The sequence below is a fragment of the Niallia nealsonii genome, assembly GCF_002835805.1.
GTDB lineage: Bacteria > Bacillota > Bacilli > Bacillales > Cytobacillaceae > Niallia > Niallia nealsonii.
In genome coordinates this window covers 33,013-48,776 of the sequence record NZ_PISE01000046.1, presented here as the reverse complement: position 1 = coordinate 48,776, position 15,764 = coordinate 33,013, and the positions used below count along the sequence as shown (strand labels likewise).

Sequence of the window (15,764 nt, the reverse complement as noted above, 5' to 3'; positions counted from 1 at the left end):
TGTGTCGTTTGAAAGAGGCATGAAACTGGTTATCTTTTTGTAACAATTATCCAAAAGGATGAATATATTTGGCTACTAGTGTAAAAACCGATATAATAGAGTTTGGAAAGAAATGAAAAGGAAAAAGGAGATAGTAGAAGTCTTGCTGTCTGTTATGATGGGATAAATGAGTTAGTAACAATTAAAGCGATAGTAGAATAATTTTTTGTAAAAAGATGCAGAAAATTAGCGAGAAATATGGTTTAATTACAGAAGGGCTCATTTTTAATATGACGATGTTGCTACTTGTGAAAACTGGCACAATCATATGAATAAATATTATGAAAATTGGATAACTGCCTGTTTTATATAAAGGGAGGAAAAAATATATGGCTAATTCTAGAGCTTATACGGAAGCTCAAGTAGAAGGAACGGTAGAAAAAACATCTGCACGGAAAGATTTTTTGGCTTTAATAAAAATTGGGATTGTCAACTCTAATTTAATCACCATTTTTACAGGATTATGGCTGGCTCTGCATTTTTCTGGAGAGAGATTTTTACTAAATATTGATATCATTTTGTATACTTTAGTTGGATCTGCTTTAATTATTGCCGGTTCTTGTGCGTTAAATAATTATATTGATCGTGATATTGATCCATTAATGGAGCGGACAAAAGGAAGGCCTACTGTTACAGGGAAAGTAACGCCGAAAAAAGTTGCATTCTTAGGATTTGGCTTTATTGGACTTGGAACATTGGCTCTTTTGATGACGACTATTACAGCAACTGTCATTGCATTAGTTGGTGCCTTTAGTTATGTGGTTGTATATACGATGTGGTCAAAAAGAAGATTAGTATCCAATACTGTAATCGGTAGCTTCTCTGGTGCAGTGCCGCCGCTAATTGGCTGGGCTGCAGTAGATCCAAGTTTGGATATAATGGCATGGAGTTTATTCTTAATTATGTTTTTTTGGCAGCCTCCTCATTTTTATGCATTGGCTATTAGAAGAGTAGAGGAATATAGAGCAGCAGGCATTCCGATGCTTCCTGTCGTTAAAGGTTTTCAGGTAACAAAAAAACATACTTATGCATGGGTCATTGCGTTATTTCCTTTGCCGTTTTTATTAACTTCATTAGGTACGCCATTTTTAATTTTAGCGACACTTTTAAATATTGGCTGGGTTGTAACTGGAATATATGCAAGCAAAAAAAAGGACGAGCTGAAGTGGGCAACTGCCATGTTTGTTTATTCTCTTCAATATATGACGATTTTATTTGTGGCAATGGTGCTTGTAACATTAATATAAAATGAAGCTTTTATGGATAGGGGCTTTTATTTAACTGATAGAGGCATGAAGTCAGTCACTGAGAGACATGCCAAAAGGTTGGCATAGTTTGTTGATTTGCTTTTATACAGGCAGGCAGAACAAAATTCCCTCCCCACGACGAGTATATTCTTTTATAGTTTGCATCAAAGTGGGGACTTATTGTCTTTTTAGGGTAATAGCCCGCTTGGTAAAAAGTTGAAATGATGACTTATTCGTATTATTTTAACGTACATCAAGTGAGGATGCCCCTGTTTTTAAGCAAAAGCAAGTGCTGCTCGATTATTTTTTTTGCTATACATAGTATGAAATAGGAAAGAGGTAATAGGTATATGGAATTTTCGTTGCCAATTCTGCCGACAATCAGTACGACATTTATTGTGCTTAGTGCAATTTTTGTAGCGATAGGGTGGAATCTCATTTTAAAAAGAAAGATAGCAGCACATCAAAAAGCAATGCTGCTTGCCGCTGTTTTTGCTGTCATCTTTTTTATTATTTATGCTTCTAGAACGATTTTTATAGGCAATACAGCATTTGGCGGTCCAAATGATATTAAAATTTATTATACGATTTTTCTGATTTTCCATATTACGCTTGCAACAGTGGGAGCAGTGATGGGAATAACGATGCTTATAACAGGTTATAAAAAAAATTATGCGTTTCACCGCAAACTAGGACCTGTTACTAGCATTATCTGGTTTGGTACAGCGATAACTGGAGTTATGGTATATTTATTATTATATGTTTTTTATCATGGTGGCGAAACTACATCTGTTATAAAAGCAATATTAGGATTTTAAAGGAACAGCAACTACTAAAAGGCGTGAAAAACATTTGTTTTTTACGCCTAAATTCAAAGTGGTTCTATAAACAAACTGAAATTGAAAAAAAGATTGTCAAATTGCTTGCTAAATAGATAGTGAATGGGCATATAATGATACAAATGATGCTAGAGAGGATGTGTACCCTCTGAAAACAGTAATTAGGATATTGGCTATTATTTCTATACTAATTGCGATTGGATTTTATTTGAATATAACAGATAAAGAAACTAATTCTGATGTGCTGGTGGAAGATGGAAACAATCAAGCGACAGAAAATGATAATATAAAAAAAAATTCGACTGATACAGTAGAAAGTCTTCCAGTCCCAAAAGTTGGACTAGCAACATTAATTGGCAAAAGCAGTTCTACACTAGAACAGAAATATGGCAAACCAGATAGAATAGACGCAAGTTCTTATGATTATAATTGGTGGATATACAATAACCAAGAAAAGGGGTATTTTCAGGCGGGTGTTTATCAAAATAAAGTAGTTACTGTTTTTGCAATAGGAGATGCAGTAAATATTGCGCCTTATAAAATTGGACAAGAAGTAGGCGATATATTTGCAAGTACCCCAATTGAAACCAATATTAGCTTCCGTTATGATAATTCTTCCTATCGATTCGAACTGTCTGAAGATGAAGTAAATAATCGGCCATTAATACGTATCGGCCATTTTTATGCACAATTATATTTTGATAAATTTACAGGAACTCTATCAAGCATCCGTTATATGGATGCCAAAACATTATTGCAGTTGCGACCATTCGAACTGGTGTATCGTGGAGAATTAGTGGAAACTGCTTCAAGCAAAAAAAGCGACAGTGAAGCAGTAGAAAAAGGAAATGAAAAACAAATTTTAGATATTACAAATGTTATTCGAAAAAGATTCCATTTAGCTTCTGTCAGCTGGGATAGAGAAACGGCAAAGGTGGCCCTTGGGCATAGTATAGATATGTTTGAGACGAAATCATTTTCCCATACTTCAAAAAAATATGGGGACTTAACACAACGTTTAAAAAAGGGAGACATAGTATATAAAGCAGCAGGTGAAAACATTGCTGCAGGTTATTTAGATGCAGCAGCAGTGATGGAAGGCTGGCTAAACAGCAAAGGGCATAGGGAATGTCTTTTAAATAAAGAATTTACTCATTTAGGTGTTGGCGTATACCAAAAATACTACACACAAAATTTTATAGAGAAATGGTAAAGCTGGTCAAGGAGCAATGTTTTTTAGAGGATTGCTCTTTGACCAGCTTTTTGTATGGGATTTATTCCGCATTAGAGTAGTGGTAACACATGCAAGTAATATAAAGGCCTACAGACTTATAATGCCCACGTATAAATGTCTGTGTGACTTTTGCCTCAAGAAGCAATCAATAAAGGAGGCAGGAAACCACTGATAATTGAAGTTTCACTTTATAAAGGCATAAAATTCTATACACCTTTATAGGGGATATTCATATGTTAATATAGGCAGAGGTACACGATAGAGGTGAAATGGTATGGCAAATAAAAAACTTCATCCTTCTGTAGAACAATTTAAAACATTCGTGAAGGTCAATCCGAAAATTATACAGGAAGTACGAATAGGAAAATCAAGTTGGCAGGAGCTATTTGAGGAATGGTATTTGTTGGGAGAAGAAGATGCTCGTTGGGACAACTATAGAAGTGAACCAATACAAGCAAAGGAAAAATCAACAGATAATGCTAATTCCAGTAAGTCAGTATGGATGTCTACAGTGATGGACTCGATTAAAAATATGGACCAAAATCAGCTTCAAGGATATATTGCTAATCTAAATCAAGCACTAGGGACCATTCAAGGAGTTATTTCTCAATTTTCAGCTGGCGGCACAACCGCTAAAAGTTCCAATAAAACGAGTGGAGAGAAAAAGCCCTCAGGACCTTTTTCATTCCGTCAAGATTAAGGATGTGTTAACGGATGCGATCGACGATTAAAGAGTATATTTCTCAAAATCCAGAATTGCAGAGGTTTATTCGCGAACAGCCACAGTGGTATCGAGAATTAAGCCGCAACCCTAATGAGCTAGAAGCATTTGAAATAGCTTCCTTACATTACTATAAAAAAACAATTCCTGACCATATTGCAAAATTTTCAAATGGTGTACAAATGGCTTCCATGATGGTCAGCATGTTTCAAGCAATGAATGCACAATCTTAAACACTAACATGTTAAAATTTTTATTTTTTTACAAAAATAGAAATTGTACAGGAAAGAGTAAAAAGGGGCACTGCAGAGAATACTAACAAAAAATGAAATTTTCAGGAGTGTTCTTATTGAAAAAACTACTATTGAACAGTATCCCTGTCTTGCTTCTTTTTACTGCCTGCAGTCATGACATTCCAGATAAGGACGTAAAGTCTCAAAAGGAGTCAGCAATAAATAGATATTCTTTCTCCCATGCAGTACAAGCATCAGCAGTTTCTCTTAATCAACAAGAAATAACAGTGCATCATGTTGTAAGAGGGCGCTCTGTGTTCATTGAATGCAAATTAAATTCTTTATCATTTCGGGAAAATAGTACAAAAAAACAAGCGAAGCTATTGTTAAAAGTAGATGGTCGATTAGTAAGTGAGTACCACTCTGCTGCATTTGTAGTGAGGGACTTGTCTATAGGAAAACATAAGCTAGTGGTAGAAGCAGTAAATGTCAATAATAAACCTTACCATCTAAGTGAAGAATTTACAGTGACTATTCAATAATGCCGTTTAAAAAAACTCAAGCCTTTTCTTTCCCAGCCATTTCAAGTAAAATATAGTTGGAGGTGAGCGGATACGTGCTTGCTACAACTGAAATAATTCTTATTCAAGAAGAAGCAGAGGCAATTGCTGAAATGATTGTAGAGTCAGATGTTGCAGAACAATATCGTATTTGTTTGTCCAATTTAAATACAAACAAAAAGACACAGCAAAAAATTCTTCGTTTTAATGAAATGAAGGACCTGTATGAAGAAGTTCAGCGTTTCGGCAAATATCATCCTGAATATAAAAGGGTAATGATGGACATTCGAGTGCTGAAGAGGGAAATGGATCTTGATCATCATGTAGCTGCGTTTAAAGTGGCAGAAAATAACCTGCAAAAGCTCCTTGATGAAATAAGTGTTATAATTGGCCGGTCTGTATCGGAATATGTAAAAGTTCCCACAGGCAATCCATTTTTTGATGAAATTTCTGGCTGTAGTTCTGGAGGATGCGGAAGCGGCGGCGGCTGCAGTTGTTCTGCCTAAAATAAAGGGTGGCGAAAGCATATATACAAAGCTATCGCCGCCATTTTTTATATTTCAGTTAAGGTTTAATAAGTTAAGTTGTTTGCCTGATCTTTTTAGAGAGAAACCAATAAGTTTGATATACAGCAGCTGATAAAAAAGGTATTAAATGGATAAAAGTACATAAATCATAATAGTAACCTATTCTGGTTTTCTATTGATGATATGGCAGGATAAATGCAAAATATAGAAATAGATGAAGGAGATATAACATGTTGGGGCAAAGACAAGGAATTATTGTTTGGTTATACTCGTTAAAACAAGCTAAAACATTAAGAAGATTTGGAAATGTTCACTATATATCCAAAAGATTAAAATATGTGGTTATTTACACAAATCAAGAGGAGGTAGAACAAATAATGGCAAAAATCAATACCTATTCTTATGTAAAAAAAGTGGAACCATCTTATAAACCATATTTGAAAGTAGAGTTTGAAAATTCTAAACCAGATAAAGCGAAAGAATATGATTATAAAATGGGCATATAAAGCGAAGGAGAGAACCCTTTGCTTTTTTTATGCATAAAAAAACCTGCAAGCAATAGTGCTTACAGGTTCCTTCTATATCCTTCAAAAAAGGAAAGAAGGTAAAGGGAGAGGAGAAACCGGAGGAAGAACTTATGGGGAAACGTAAGTCTTCTCCGCGGTTGGCAACAACATCCTCTTATTAGATGCTGTTGATTACAGTATTGCCAATGAACGGGTTCTTATACATTTTAATTTTTTTTTTAGAATGCTGAGCAAATAAATGTTCATTTTAAAAGTTAAGCCAGATAAAGTGAAACAAACAATCAGTGGAGGTTTTTCACGTTCTCCACTGCTTGTTTATAGCTTGAGGCCTATGGTATAGCTCACACAGACGTTGTATAGTCTGTGTACTTTTATATCACGCTTTTACTCAGCAAGTTTCTCCCCACCTAGATTTCTCATTTTCTCTTATCATCCCTTAGGGGGAAAAAGCCCGTTACTGCGTGATGAAAAATGCTTGTTTAATAACGGAATCATTTTTAAAGTCGAAAGAATATTGGCTGTACACTTTGTTTATGGTAGGATAGGGGAGGATAAAGTGAAAGTTAAAGATTTATTGACAGTTTTTATTGCTGCGCAATATAAAAATTAAGATTTCTAATAAGAATAAATAGTTTATTTATTAAAAGTATAGTGGTGATTACAATGAGAGTAGTTTCTGGAGAAAATAAAGGAATTCCGTTAAAAGCAGTCCCAGGAAATTCTACTAGACCGACAACGGATAAAGTAAAAGAAGCAATATTTAATATGATTGGCCCCTATTTCAGAGGAGGCATTGCCTTGGATTTATTTGCAGGCAGCGGCGGGCTTGGAATTGAAGGCTTAAGCAGAGGCTTAGAGCAGGTAGTGTTTGTTGATAGAGAAGGAAAAGCAATTGCTACAATAAAAGATAATCTTGCTGCATGCAAATTAGAAGATAAAGCAGAAATATACCGAAATGATGCGAATAGGGCAATAAAGGCACTCATTAAAAGAGAGCGCAGCTTTGATTACATTTTTTTGGATCCACCGTATAAGCTTCAGCAATTAGAGCAGCTACTTTCTACAATCGAGAAGGAACAACTACTTAACGCAGATGGAGTTATTGTTTGTGAGCATAGCTCTGATATCGTTCTTTCAAAAAACGTTGGTCGTCTAGAACAAGTAAAATATGAAAAATATGGGATTATTGCTGTTTCTATTTATCATTTTACATCTTGGGTGGAGGAATAAGGTATGGCTAGTATTGCAGTGTGCCCTGGAAGTTTTGACCCTATTACATATGGTCATCTCGATATTATTAAAAGAGGGGCAAAAGTATTTGATCAAGTGTCTATTTGTGTTTTAAATAATTCAAGCAAAAAACCTTTTTTTACACTGGAAGAGAGGCTTGCATTAATTAAAGAAGTAACAAAAGATATTCCTAATGTAACAGTGAATTCCTATGAGGGATTATTAATTGACTACGCCAAAAGCATTCAGGCCAATGCGATTATACGAGGGTTGCGGGCAGTTTCTGATTTTGAATATGAAATGCAGATTACATCAATGAACCGCGTATTAAGTGAGGAAATTGAAACCTTTTTTATTATGACCAATAATCAATATTCTTTTTTAAGCTCAAGCATTGTGAAAGAAGTAAGCAAATATAATGGCGACATATCGGAACTAGTTCCGAAAGTAGTAGAAGAGGCTTTAACGAAAAAGTATCAAGCGCTAAAAAAAGTTTGATGATACATAAAAAATCCTCCGTTCAAGATGGACAGGGTTTCAGAGTGTAGATAAAATCAAAAATGTATACTTTCAGGCTGATTGAAAACGTCTGCATTTCGAGGCGCGGAGTTACCAAGGTAGGTAATGAGCATCCGAACAAGGCGAGCAACAAAGAAAGCGGGCGTTTGTCAACAGCCTTAATCCCCCGTTCAAGATGGACGGGGGATTTTCCTATACCGTTCTGTTTTTCATGCGCCCTAGCAATATAAAACAATAAAGCAGTAAACAACCAATGGTAAATGCAGGACCGACAGTCGATAATTTTTCAAAAGCTGCTTGTATGAATGAAGAAGAACTTCCTAATAAATCAGGAACTGCCATTACTGGCTTTTCTGAAGTAAAAAAATACTTGACGAAAAAGTCCCATGAAAGAAATGTATAAAAGCATGCAAATAAAGCTTGCAAAATTCTTGCAAAGAAAAATGGTTTAAAGCGGATATCTGTTTGTGCAAGGATACTTGCTACTTGTGCTTGTACGCTTAAGCCGCTAAAACCGAGGATAAAGCTTGTAATAACTGCCTTATGCATCAGGGTGGCTGATTCTGCATCACTTGTTAGTTTGCTGCCTAGTGTGATTTCAAAAATTCCCGCAATAAAAGGTATGCTTAAATCGTCTGAAAAATTAAATAACTGAAAAAAAGACTGGAGAAATTGTGCGAAAAAAGATGTAATATGTAGGTGGAATAACAGACGATTGATGACGGAAAAAAGAATAATAAATCCACCGACCATAAGAAGAGATTGGATAGAAGAACTGACGGCATCGCCAAGAAGTTTTCCAATAGGCCGCTTATCCTTTAGGCGGGTATGATGCAGCTCTGTTAATGCTCTGCGCAAAGAAGGTCTCCTGATTTTTTCTACTTTTTTCTTTTCATCTTTGCTACCATAAAACCTCATACAAATGCCAACTGTAAAATTCGCTAAATAATGGGCAAATGCCAGCAAAAAACCTAATTTCGGATTATGAAAAAAAGCAGCAGATACAGCGCCGATAATAAACATGGGGTTAGAAGCATTGGAAAAGGAAGCAAGCCTTTCTGCTTCTATTTTTGTTAATTGTTTTTCTTCTCTTAGCCTAGCCGTTAATTTTGCCCCCGTTGGAAATCCGGATACCATTCCCATTGCCCAGACAAACCCTCCAACTCCCGGAACCCGAAAAAGGGGTCGCATCAAAGGCTCTAATAATACACCTAGGAAACGGACAACGCCAAATCCAATCATTATTTCTGAAAGAATCAAAAAGGGCAGCAAGGATGGAAATACGATGGTCCACCAAGTATTAAGCCCTTTTTTGGATGCGTCTACTGCAACAGCAGGAAAGGCTATTAAGGCAAATGCCAAAAGAGATGCAGATAAGGCCAACATAATGGTTTTTATTTTTGAACGGTACAAATAAGGACCCCTCCTTTTTAGTGAAATGATTTTATAAGTAGTGCCAAAAAGAACGAAATAAACGTAGTATAGTGCATAATAAAAAATAGAAGCAAATATACCTGTTATTTTTTCGTTTATCTAAGTTGACCTCGTCCTATTTATCTCCCTATCCTTCAATATACTCATATCTAAAAAAAAAAGACCATAAGATTGATATGCAAAGGTGTTTTTAAGATAAGGCGAGGAGAAAATATTTTCGATGATGGACCCTTTTTAAAGACTTAAAATAGAAGGTGTATCCCAGTATATCAAGATATCTTTAAATAAAAATGGAGAGGGGGAAAGAGGAATGGGGCCTCCAAAAATAGGGTTAGCGTTGGGGTCAGGCGGTGCAAGAGGGTTTGCTCATATTGGTGTAATAAAAGTTTTAACAGAAGAGAATATACCAATAGACTTTATTGCTGGAAGCAGTATTGGATCTATTATTGCAACACTTTACGGAGCGGGATTAGATATAGAGCGATTATATGATTTATCTAAATTTTTTAAACGAAAATATTTTTTAGATTTTACCGTGCCGAAAATGGGATTTATTGCTGGCAATAAAGTAAAGGAAATGATTCGTTTATTCACATTCGGGAAAAATATAGAAGAATTGGATATTCCTGTATCCATTGTCACGACAGACTTATTATCAGGGGAAAAAGTTGTGTTTTCAAAAGGTCCCGTTGCAGAAGCAGTTCGAGCAAGCATTTCCATCCCAGGGATTTTTATTCCTGAAAAAATTGATGGCCGCCTTCTTGTAGATGGCGGCGTTATAGATCGTGTACCAGTTTCTGTTGTCAAAGAAATGGGAGCTGATTTAATTATTGCGGTCGATGTTGCGAATGTAAATATAACAGCGGAAATTAACTCGATTTATGATGTGATTATGAGAAGCCTTGATATTATTCAAATGGAATTGGTGAATAGCAGAGAAATAGCCAGTGATTTTATGATTCGTCCTCCTGTTGAAATGTTTAATAGCAAAGCATTTACTAATCTAGAGAAAATCATTGAACTTGGTGAAGAAGAAACAAGAAAACAAATGGGCAATATAAAAAAAATGATAAAAGATTGGGAGCTGAAAAATGGTGTTTAAAGCTATAGTTCTGAAAAAAGGAAAGCAGGAGATAATGTAAGTCTCTCCTGCTTTCCTTTTTATAAATAAAGTTTCAGACAGCGGCAAATTAATTTCTCTATCGATAAATTTAAAAATTTTGTTCCCTTATTTCATAATAGGCGGCTGGCTATATTCTAATTTTGTTAATTTTTGCTGAAACGAAAGTGGGGCCCCCAGCGAATAAATGGCGGCTGCTTTACTGTCCAATGCGATTTGCTGATTCTGAAAACTAGATAGTTTGCTTACAACAGGAAGAAGAAAGTTTTTTTTCTTTTCTTTTAAATAAAGTCTCCCACTAGCTGTACTTCCTAATAGGCGAATATAAGTGGGTTCTGACATTTCTTTTATATCCGTTTTTTTTGTATTAGTTAAGACATGAGTGCAAATGCGCTGTAACCTTGTCCAAGTATATCGTTTTGTTTTCACTAATGTTAAAAAATGATGAAAAGAATCTGCTTTTTGAATACTAGCAAGCAATCGATGTTCCAATCCTTCTTCCACTTCGTATATGCCGGACAATTCGTTTGCTTTTATTTGCAGCAAACGGAATTTTAAATAAGGCCAATAATTTTCCCATTGCATATAAACTCCGTATTCCATTTGGAATGCTTGTAGAATAGCGTTTGTATGTGTAGGAATATAGGATGTGATTGTTTCTATTCCACTTTTTGCATCAAAGAGCTGTTTGCGAATACTAGTAGCACTTGCGATGGTTTCAGAAGAAAAATATGTATCATGATAATTGGCGTCTTTGCGGGCTATGGTGACTAATTGGATAGCTAGCTTAAGTGAACAAACTGCTTTTACATATTGAAATCCTAACATATTATTTGGTTTACTTAAATCTAGCATAGCCGTTTTCTTTTCTGTCAGCTGCAAAAACGCAAGGGAGGCAGCCTTAGGATAACTATTTCCTTCAGTCATAAAAGCTTTTAACCACTGTTCGTAATTTGTTTTATTCTCTTCAAGGAGAGAATAAGCATTGTAAAATGATTGAATATCCCCTGATTCACTTCCAAAACATATATAGTCGCATCTGAGGCTATCAAGGAGACGAACTGCACCATAAGCGAATATTTCAGCATGTTGTGTGGCAAAGGCATAAGGAAGTTCAATGACAAGATCTATTCCATGCTGCAAGGCCATATCTGCCCGGTGCCATTTGGAAACAACAGCAGGTTCTCCTCTTTGTAGAAAAGGACCGCTCATCACAGCAATCACAATATCTGCATTGGTTAATTCTTTTGCTTTTTGTATATGATATAAATGTCCATTATGTAGTGGATTGTATTCGACAATTACACCAACGGCTTTCATGTACATTCTCCTTTTTTTAATAGTACTGTTTATTTATTTTTTGCAATAATTAGTTGCGGGTGATGTGAAGAAATGGTTAAATATATGCAAATCTGCTAAAAATAGAATACAGGAAGTCCAAACAAGAAGCTAGTTTAGCGAAGTAAATTTTAGGAGATTGGTTTATTTTAAAAAAACAAATCCAATAATCGAGTCTCATTTCCCATAAATATTAGCTGAAAAACAGTAGACTTGCAATTTTTCCTATTATGGGTACAATAAATAAGAATGTATTTAATACATTAAAAACTAACATTTAGACTGTAAAGAAAAAATATTGACAAATAATTATATGAAAGCTATAATTACCTTTGTTGCCTTGAGGTGATATATATGAAATGGACGTTAAGCCAGTTACAAAAATATCGAAGTAAGGGATACCCAATTGATGAAACGATAAATGTAGACTTAGACAGTATTAGAAAAGTCGACCCATCGATTAGAAAGGTGTCGCCGATTCATCTACTAGGTCGTACAGATATTGATTCGACAAAAGTGACTTTTCATTTGCAAATCAAAGGGTCCTTAGTATTGCCTTGCTCTCGTACTTTAGTAGACGTGGATTATCCAATTAATGTTGAAACAACAGAAACTTTTCTCTTAAAGGTTTCCGAATATGAAACAGATGTAGAGGAAGTTCATCAAGTAAATGGTGATGTGATTGACTTAATGCCAATCATAGAAGAAATCCTTTTGCTTGAAGTACCTATGCAAGTTTTCTGTGAAGATAGCAAAGAAGAAGGTGCTCCTCAATCTGGTCATGATTGGGAAGTGATTCAAGAGCAAGATAAACAGGATAAAATTGATCCCCGTCTTGCTGAGCTTGCTAAGTTTTTTGAAAACAAGTAAATAATGCCCGATTATTCGATGGCAGAACAAAAGAAACATTTGAGAATAGAGTAATCTGCTCTCATTACTTTCTTAATACTCTTTAAGGAGGTGGGAAGAATGGCTGTACCTTTTAGAAGAACATCTAAAACTGCGAAAAGAAAACGTCGTACACATTTTAAATTACAAGTGCCTGGTATGGTAGAATGCCCTAACTGTGGTGAAATGAAACTTGCTCACCGCGTTTGCAGCGCTTGCGGAACATACAAAGGTAAAGAAGTTGTAAGCAACTAATTATCTTTTTGTTGGAAAAAACACAAGAACTTATTGTTCTTGTGTTTTTTTTGTTGACCGCTAGTAAACGGATATAGTTTACTCCTATGATATAGAGAGAGGATAACGCCTATTATTATTTCAAAGAAAAGGGGAAATAAGATGATTGTTGTAAGCTCCTGTTTAGCTGGGATGGAAGTTAGATATAATGGAACCCATTGTCTACATACTAAAATTCAACAGCTTATTCAAGAAAAAAAGGCAGTAGCTGTTTGCCCAGAACTGCTGGGTGGATTCCAGACACCAAGGGAACCTGCAGAAATTATCGGGGGAAACGGGTATGATGTACTAAAAGGAAAAGCAAAAGTAATAGAAAAGAATGGCAAAGAAGTAACAGATCTCTATATAGAAGGGGCGTATAGAACATGGGAGCTAGTATCTGAGCTTCAGGCATCTATCGTAGTATTAAAAGAAAATAGTCCCTCTTGCGGCAGCAAAATGATATATAATGGAGAATTTCTTCATAAAAGGATAGAAGGGGTCGGGGTAACGACGGCGTTATTACGAAAAAAAGGAATACAAGTTCTTTCAGAGGAAGAGTTATCTGAGCTAGTACAAACCTTCTAAAGGAAAATAAATAGAAGATTAGCTTATTGCTTAAATGAAGAAATGCCTCTTACCATAAGTTTGCAGATGAAAAGAACAAGTATAATTTAAATTTTTTTGACTAATCAGGCATGATATCAGTCTATCTTTTCTAGTAGATGCATATGTATGAATAAAAAACACTAGGGAGGAAAAGACAATGACAACAACAAGACAAGATGCTTGGTCAAAAGATGAAGATATATTACTAGCTGAGGTAGTATTACGTCTTATAAGAGAAGGCGGAACACAGCTTCAAGCATTTGAAGAAGTAGGAAAGCTACTCTCAAGAACAAGTGCTGCCTGTGGATTTCGCTGGAATTCATATGTTAGGAAGCAATATAAATCAGGAATTGAACTAGCAAAAAAACAACGGAAATTGCATAAAAAAGCAACCGTGCTGCTAGATGAAGAAGAAAAACAATTATCACAAGAAGAACCGCAAGAACAAAAAGAAACACTTCCATTAAAAGAATTTGATGAGGTTCTTTTATATTTAAAAGAAATGTATAATAGTGCCTTAAAATGGGAAACTGCTGCGGCAGATACTGATGCTCATCAGGAAAAACAACAAGCGTTAGAAGAAAAAATAACAAAGTTAACAGTTGAAAATGAAAAGTTGCAGCGTGAATTAAACTCGATTGAAGAGGCCTATAAAGCGCTAGTGGAATTAATGGAACAAGCCAGAAATATGGTCGTATTAAAAGAAGAGGATAAACAGCAGAAAGTTTAAATGTAAGATAGATGCGGAGGAATTTGATTCGTAGCCGAAAGACTAAATAGTGTAAAATTCCTTCGCAGGATTAATAGAATCAGAGATGAACAGATGCTTTCTTTATCCTCTAGCATAAAATGTATGAAGATTTTTAATCTCCTCCTTTTTTCCTCCCTTTATGGAATCCAAACATAGGATGTATTTGTTTCCCCCTTTACTGGCTGAAATTGAAGTTTTTCCCAAAAAGAATTTGTTTCGTTTAATGGGTATGTTTTTATAGGTTTGTTAAATTGTTTAACAAAAGAAATGAATTTTTTTCCAAGCCCTAATTTTTGATATTCTGGCAGTATTTCGACTTTGCATAATTCTAAATAATCATTTTCAGCAGAATGTTGTTCGACAGAATGATTCAGCTGCATTCTTCCGACGAGTTTATCTTCTTCGTATAATCCGAAGAAGGAGGAAGAAAGACTATTTTCGATTAAATCATGCTTCAATTCTTCTGTAATGGCTAATGGGTCTGAAGTCTTTTTATTAAATAGCTGAAATTCTTCTAATGTCTTATAATTAATAGTTAATTTTTTTACGAAAGTATTCATGAGATCCTCCTTGATGGTAATAGTCAAAAACGGAAAGCGTTTACAAATTTATTATACTATGATTTGGATATTTTTGCTTCTGCAAAGCATGGGAAAAGATGCATAAAATTATTTTAGAAAGAGGCAAATAAGCAAACAAGATAAACAATTTCGAAAATTAATGGTAATATGGAGTTATCAAAAAATGGTTAAGGATGATATAAAAGGAGTTAATATGAGAATAGCAATTATTGGCGGTGGTGCGATTGGTTTGCTCACGGCTTATTTTTTAGAAGAAAATTATGAGGTCACTATTTATGTCCGCAGTACAAAACAGCTGCAGCAATTATCCAATAAAGGACTTTGCTATAAAAGGGGGGACAAACAAGAATGGAAGCATATAAATATTGATCTGTTTCAAAATTGGCAGGCGAAAGAAGAGATAACATTTGTAACAGTAAAACAATATCATCTAGAAGCAATTTATAAAAAAATAAATGCTTGTGTTACAGAAAATAATGGTTTTGTATTTCTGCAAAATGGAATGAGCCATTTGCAGGAGATAAAAAAATTAAAAACGAAGCAAGTAATGGTAGGCATTGTGGAGCATGGTGCGGTGAAAGTAAATGATTATACAGTCGAGCATTTAGGAGTGGGAGCAATAAAGTTAGCTGCTCTTTATTCAGTCAATTCCTTTTTGAAAACTCTTGTAGGCGACAAAAATCCTTTTTTTGCTATTCAAGAAGAAAAAGACTATCTTGCTATCATGCAAAAAAAATTAGTTGTTAACAGCTTGGTAAATCCGTTAACGAGCATATTAGGTATTAAGAACGGAGCGCTTCTTGAAAATCCTTATTTTTATGGATTAATAACGGCTTTTATGGAGGAAATAGCTGTTATTTTAAACTTAAGCGAAATAGAAAAAGAGAATTATTTTTTTTATTGTGTGGATGTGATAAAAAAAACAGCCAATAATAAATCTTCTATGCTAAAGGATATAGAAGAAAAAAGAAGTACGGAAGTGGACAGCATATTAGGGTATTTGGTGCAAACAGCAAATAAACGAAATTTGTCTGCGAAGTTAACAGAGTCGTATTATAATATGGTGAAAGGAAAAGAGTCTAGTTAGAAAGGAG

Annotated in this window: 19 protein-coding genes; 16 read left to right on the top strand and 3 right to left on the bottom strand. The window is 35.0% G+C overall.

Going from position 1 to position 15,764, the window contains the following annotated elements; genetic code table 11:
- The first annotated feature begins 368 nt into the window (after positions 1–368).
- The 10 genes from cyoE (at position 369) to coaD (ending at position 7,655) form a co-directional block, all read left to right on the top strand.
- Positions 369–1,286 carry a heme o synthase gene (cyoE, locus tag CWS01_RS18625; protein ID WP_101178707.1) on the top strand — a complete coding sequence of 306 codons (918 nt, stop codon included), beginning with the start codon at positions 369–371 and terminating at the stop codon, positions 1,284–1,286.
- Positions 1,287–1,636: 350 nt separating this feature from the next.
- Positions 1,637–2,104 carry a DUF420 domain-containing protein gene (locus CWS01_RS18620; RefSeq protein ID WP_101178706.1) on the top strand — a complete coding sequence of 156 codons (468 nt, stop codon included), beginning with the start codon at positions 1,637–1,639 and terminating at the stop codon, positions 2,102–2,104.
- A 160-nt stretch (positions 2,105–2,264) separates the two neighbouring features.
- Positions 2,265–3,338 (top strand): CAP domain-containing protein, encoded by a 1,074-nt coding sequence (locus CWS01_RS18615; RefSeq protein WP_235852112.1) that lies wholly within the window; start codon positions 2,265–2,267, stop codon positions 3,336–3,338.
- Positions 3,339–3,633: 295 nt separating this feature from the next.
- On the top strand, positions 3,634–4,059 hold the full coding sequence (locus CWS01_RS18610; RefSeq protein ID WP_101178705.1) for a YlbD family protein: 426 nt from the start codon (positions 3,634–3,636) through the stop codon (positions 4,057–4,059).
- Between the two features lie 14 nt (positions 4,060–4,073).
- The gene (locus tag CWS01_RS18605) at positions 4,074–4,313 is read left to right on the top strand and encodes a YlbE-like family protein (RefSeq protein WP_101178704.1); all 240 of its coding nucleotides are present in this window, start codon (positions 4,074–4,076) and stop codon (positions 4,311–4,313) included.
- Between the two features lie 116 nt (positions 4,314–4,429).
- Positions 4,430–4,855: a hypothetical protein gene (locus CWS01_RS18600; RefSeq protein ID WP_101178703.1), complete on the top strand. Its 426-nt coding sequence runs from the start codon at positions 4,430–4,432 to the stop codon at positions 4,853–4,855.
- 74 nt (positions 4,856–4,929) lie between these two features.
- Positions 4,930–5,379: a YlbF family regulator gene (locus CWS01_RS18595; RefSeq protein ID WP_101178702.1), complete on the top strand. Its 450-nt coding sequence runs from the start codon at positions 4,930–4,932 to the stop codon at positions 5,377–5,379.
- A 251-nt stretch (positions 5,380–5,630) separates the two neighbouring features.
- The gene (locus tag CWS01_RS18590) at positions 5,631–5,906 is read left to right on the top strand and encodes a YlbG family protein (protein WP_101178701.1); all 276 of its coding nucleotides are present in this window, start codon (positions 5,631–5,633) and stop codon (positions 5,904–5,906) included.
- A 684-nt stretch (positions 5,907–6,590) separates the two neighbouring features.
- Positions 6,591–7,157, top strand: coding sequence for a 16S rRNA (guanine(966)-N(2))-methyltransferase RsmD (gene rsmD, locus CWS01_RS18585; protein ID WP_101178700.1), 567 nt, complete (start codon positions 6,591–6,593; stop codon positions 7,155–7,157).
- Between the two features lie 3 nt (positions 7,158–7,160).
- A complete protein-coding gene (coaD, locus tag CWS01_RS18580) occupies positions 7,161–7,655 on the top strand; it encodes a pantetheine-phosphate adenylyltransferase (protein WP_101178699.1) in 495 nt (164 codons plus the stop codon).
- 213 nt (positions 7,656–7,868) lie between these two features.
- Here the strand turns inward: coaD and ylbJ are convergent, their stop codons facing one another.
- Complete coding sequence (gene ylbJ / locus CWS01_RS18575) at positions 7,869–9,089, bottom strand: sporulation integral membrane protein YlbJ (RefSeq protein ID WP_101178698.1); 1,221 nt, start codon at positions 9,087–9,089, stop codon at positions 7,869–7,871.
- A gap of 331 nt (positions 9,090–9,420) precedes the next feature.
- On the opposite strand from ylbJ, the gene CWS01_RS18570 reads away from it, so the two are divergent.
- Entirely contained in the window at positions 9,421–10,212 is a 792-nt protein-coding gene (locus tag CWS01_RS18570) for a patatin-like phospholipase family protein (protein ID WP_101178697.1), read from the top strand.
- A 126-nt stretch (positions 10,213–10,338) separates the two neighbouring features.
- Here CWS01_RS18570 and CWS01_RS18565 read toward each other — a convergent pair whose 3' ends face one another.
- Positions 10,339–11,550 carry a nucleotidyltransferase gene (locus CWS01_RS18565; protein ID WP_101178696.1) on the bottom strand — a complete coding sequence of 404 codons (1,212 nt, stop codon included), beginning with the start codon at positions 11,548–11,550 and terminating at the stop codon, positions 10,339–10,341.
- A gap of 372 nt (positions 11,551–11,922) precedes the next feature.
- Between CWS01_RS18565 and CWS01_RS18560 the strand changes: the two genes are divergently transcribed.
- The 4 genes from CWS01_RS18560 to CWS01_RS18545 all read left to right on the top strand — a co-directional run bounded on the left by CWS01_RS18560 (position 11,923) and on the right by CWS01_RS18545 (position 14,068).
- Entirely contained in the window at positions 11,923–12,438 is a 516-nt protein-coding gene (locus CWS01_RS18560; RefSeq protein WP_101178695.1) for a YceD family protein, read from the top strand.
- Positions 12,439–12,537: 99 nt separating this feature from the next.
- The gene (gene rpmF / locus CWS01_RS18555) at positions 12,538–12,711 is read left to right on the top strand and encodes a 50S ribosomal protein L32 (protein ID WP_016200993.1); all 174 of its coding nucleotides are present in this window, start codon (positions 12,538–12,540) and stop codon (positions 12,709–12,711) included.
- A 141-nt stretch (positions 12,712–12,852) separates the two neighbouring features.
- Positions 12,853–13,317 carry a DUF523 domain-containing protein gene (locus tag CWS01_RS18550; protein ID WP_101178694.1) on the top strand — a complete coding sequence of 155 codons (465 nt, stop codon included), beginning with the start codon at positions 12,853–12,855 and terminating at the stop codon, positions 13,315–13,317.
- A gap of 178 nt (positions 13,318–13,495) precedes the next feature.
- Positions 13,496–14,068, top strand: a complete 573-nt coding sequence (locus tag CWS01_RS18545; protein ID WP_101178693.1) for an RsfA family transcriptional regulator — start codon at positions 13,496–13,498, stop codon at positions 14,066–14,068.
- Between the two features lie 158 nt (positions 14,069–14,226).
- Here the strand turns inward: CWS01_RS18545 and CWS01_RS18540 are convergent, their stop codons facing one another.
- Positions 14,227–14,649 carry a GNAT family N-acetyltransferase gene (locus CWS01_RS18540; protein ID WP_101178692.1) on the bottom strand — a complete coding sequence of 141 codons (423 nt, stop codon included), beginning with the start codon at positions 14,647–14,649 and terminating at the stop codon, positions 14,227–14,229.
- A 184-nt stretch (positions 14,650–14,833) separates the two neighbouring features.
- On the opposite strand from CWS01_RS18540, the gene CWS01_RS18535 reads away from it, so the two are divergent.
- A complete protein-coding gene (locus tag CWS01_RS18535; RefSeq protein WP_157827702.1) occupies positions 14,834–15,757 on the top strand; it encodes a 2-dehydropantoate 2-reductase in 924 nt (307 codons plus the stop codon).
- Positions 15,758–15,764: the final 7 nt, after the last annotated feature.

Bases quoted from the DNA above. Each gene is read 5' to 3' on its own strand.
- CWS01_RS18605 (WP_101178704.1), top strand. From the start codon at position 4,074: ATGCGATCGACGATTAAAGAGTATATTTCTCAAAATCCAGAATTGCAG.
- CWS01_RS18570 (WP_101178697.1), top strand. From the start codon at position 9,421: ATGGGGCCTCCAAAAATAGGGTTAGCGTTGGGGTCAGGCGGTGCAAGA.
- rpmF (WP_016200993.1), top strand. From the start codon at position 12,538: ATGGCTGTACCTTTTAGAAGAACATCTAAAACTGCGAAAAGAAAACGT.
- CWS01_RS18565 (WP_101178696.1), bottom strand. From the start codon at position 11,550: ATGAAAGCCGTTGGTGTAATTGTCGAATACAATCCACTACATAATGGA.
- CWS01_RS18545 (WP_101178693.1), top strand. From the start codon at position 13,496: ATGACAACAACAAGACAAGATGCTTGGTCAAAAGATGAAGATATATTA.
- CWS01_RS18610 (WP_101178705.1), top strand. From the start codon at position 3,634: ATGGCAAATAAAAAACTTCATCCTTCTGTAGAACAATTTAAAACATTC.
- CWS01_RS18535 (WP_157827702.1), top strand. From the start codon at position 14,834: ATGGTTAAGGATGATATAAAAGGAGTTAATATGAGAATAGCAATTATT.
- CWS01_RS18550 (WP_101178694.1), top strand. From the start codon at position 12,853: ATGATTGTTGTAAGCTCCTGTTTAGCTGGGATGGAAGTTAGATATAAT.
- cyoE (WP_101178707.1), top strand. From the start codon at position 369: ATGGCTAATTCTAGAGCTTATACGGAAGCTCAAGTAGAAGGAACGGTA.
- CWS01_RS18590 (WP_101178701.1), top strand. From the start codon at position 5,631: ATGTTGGGGCAAAGACAAGGAATTATTGTTTGGTTATACTCGTTAAAA.
- CWS01_RS18540 (WP_101178692.1), bottom strand. From the start codon at position 14,649: ATGAATACTTTCGTAAAAAAATTAACTATTAATTATAAGACATTAGAA.
- CWS01_RS18620 (WP_101178706.1), top strand. From the start codon at position 1,637: ATGGAATTTTCGTTGCCAATTCTGCCGACAATCAGTACGACATTTATT.
- CWS01_RS18560 (WP_101178695.1), top strand. From the start codon at position 11,923: ATGAAATGGACGTTAAGCCAGTTACAAAAATATCGAAGTAAGGGATAC.
- rsmD (WP_101178700.1), top strand. From the start codon at position 6,591: ATGAGAGTAGTTTCTGGAGAAAATAAAGGAATTCCGTTAAAAGCAGTC.
- coaD (WP_101178699.1), top strand. From the start codon at position 7,161: ATGGCTAGTATTGCAGTGTGCCCTGGAAGTTTTGACCCTATTACATAT.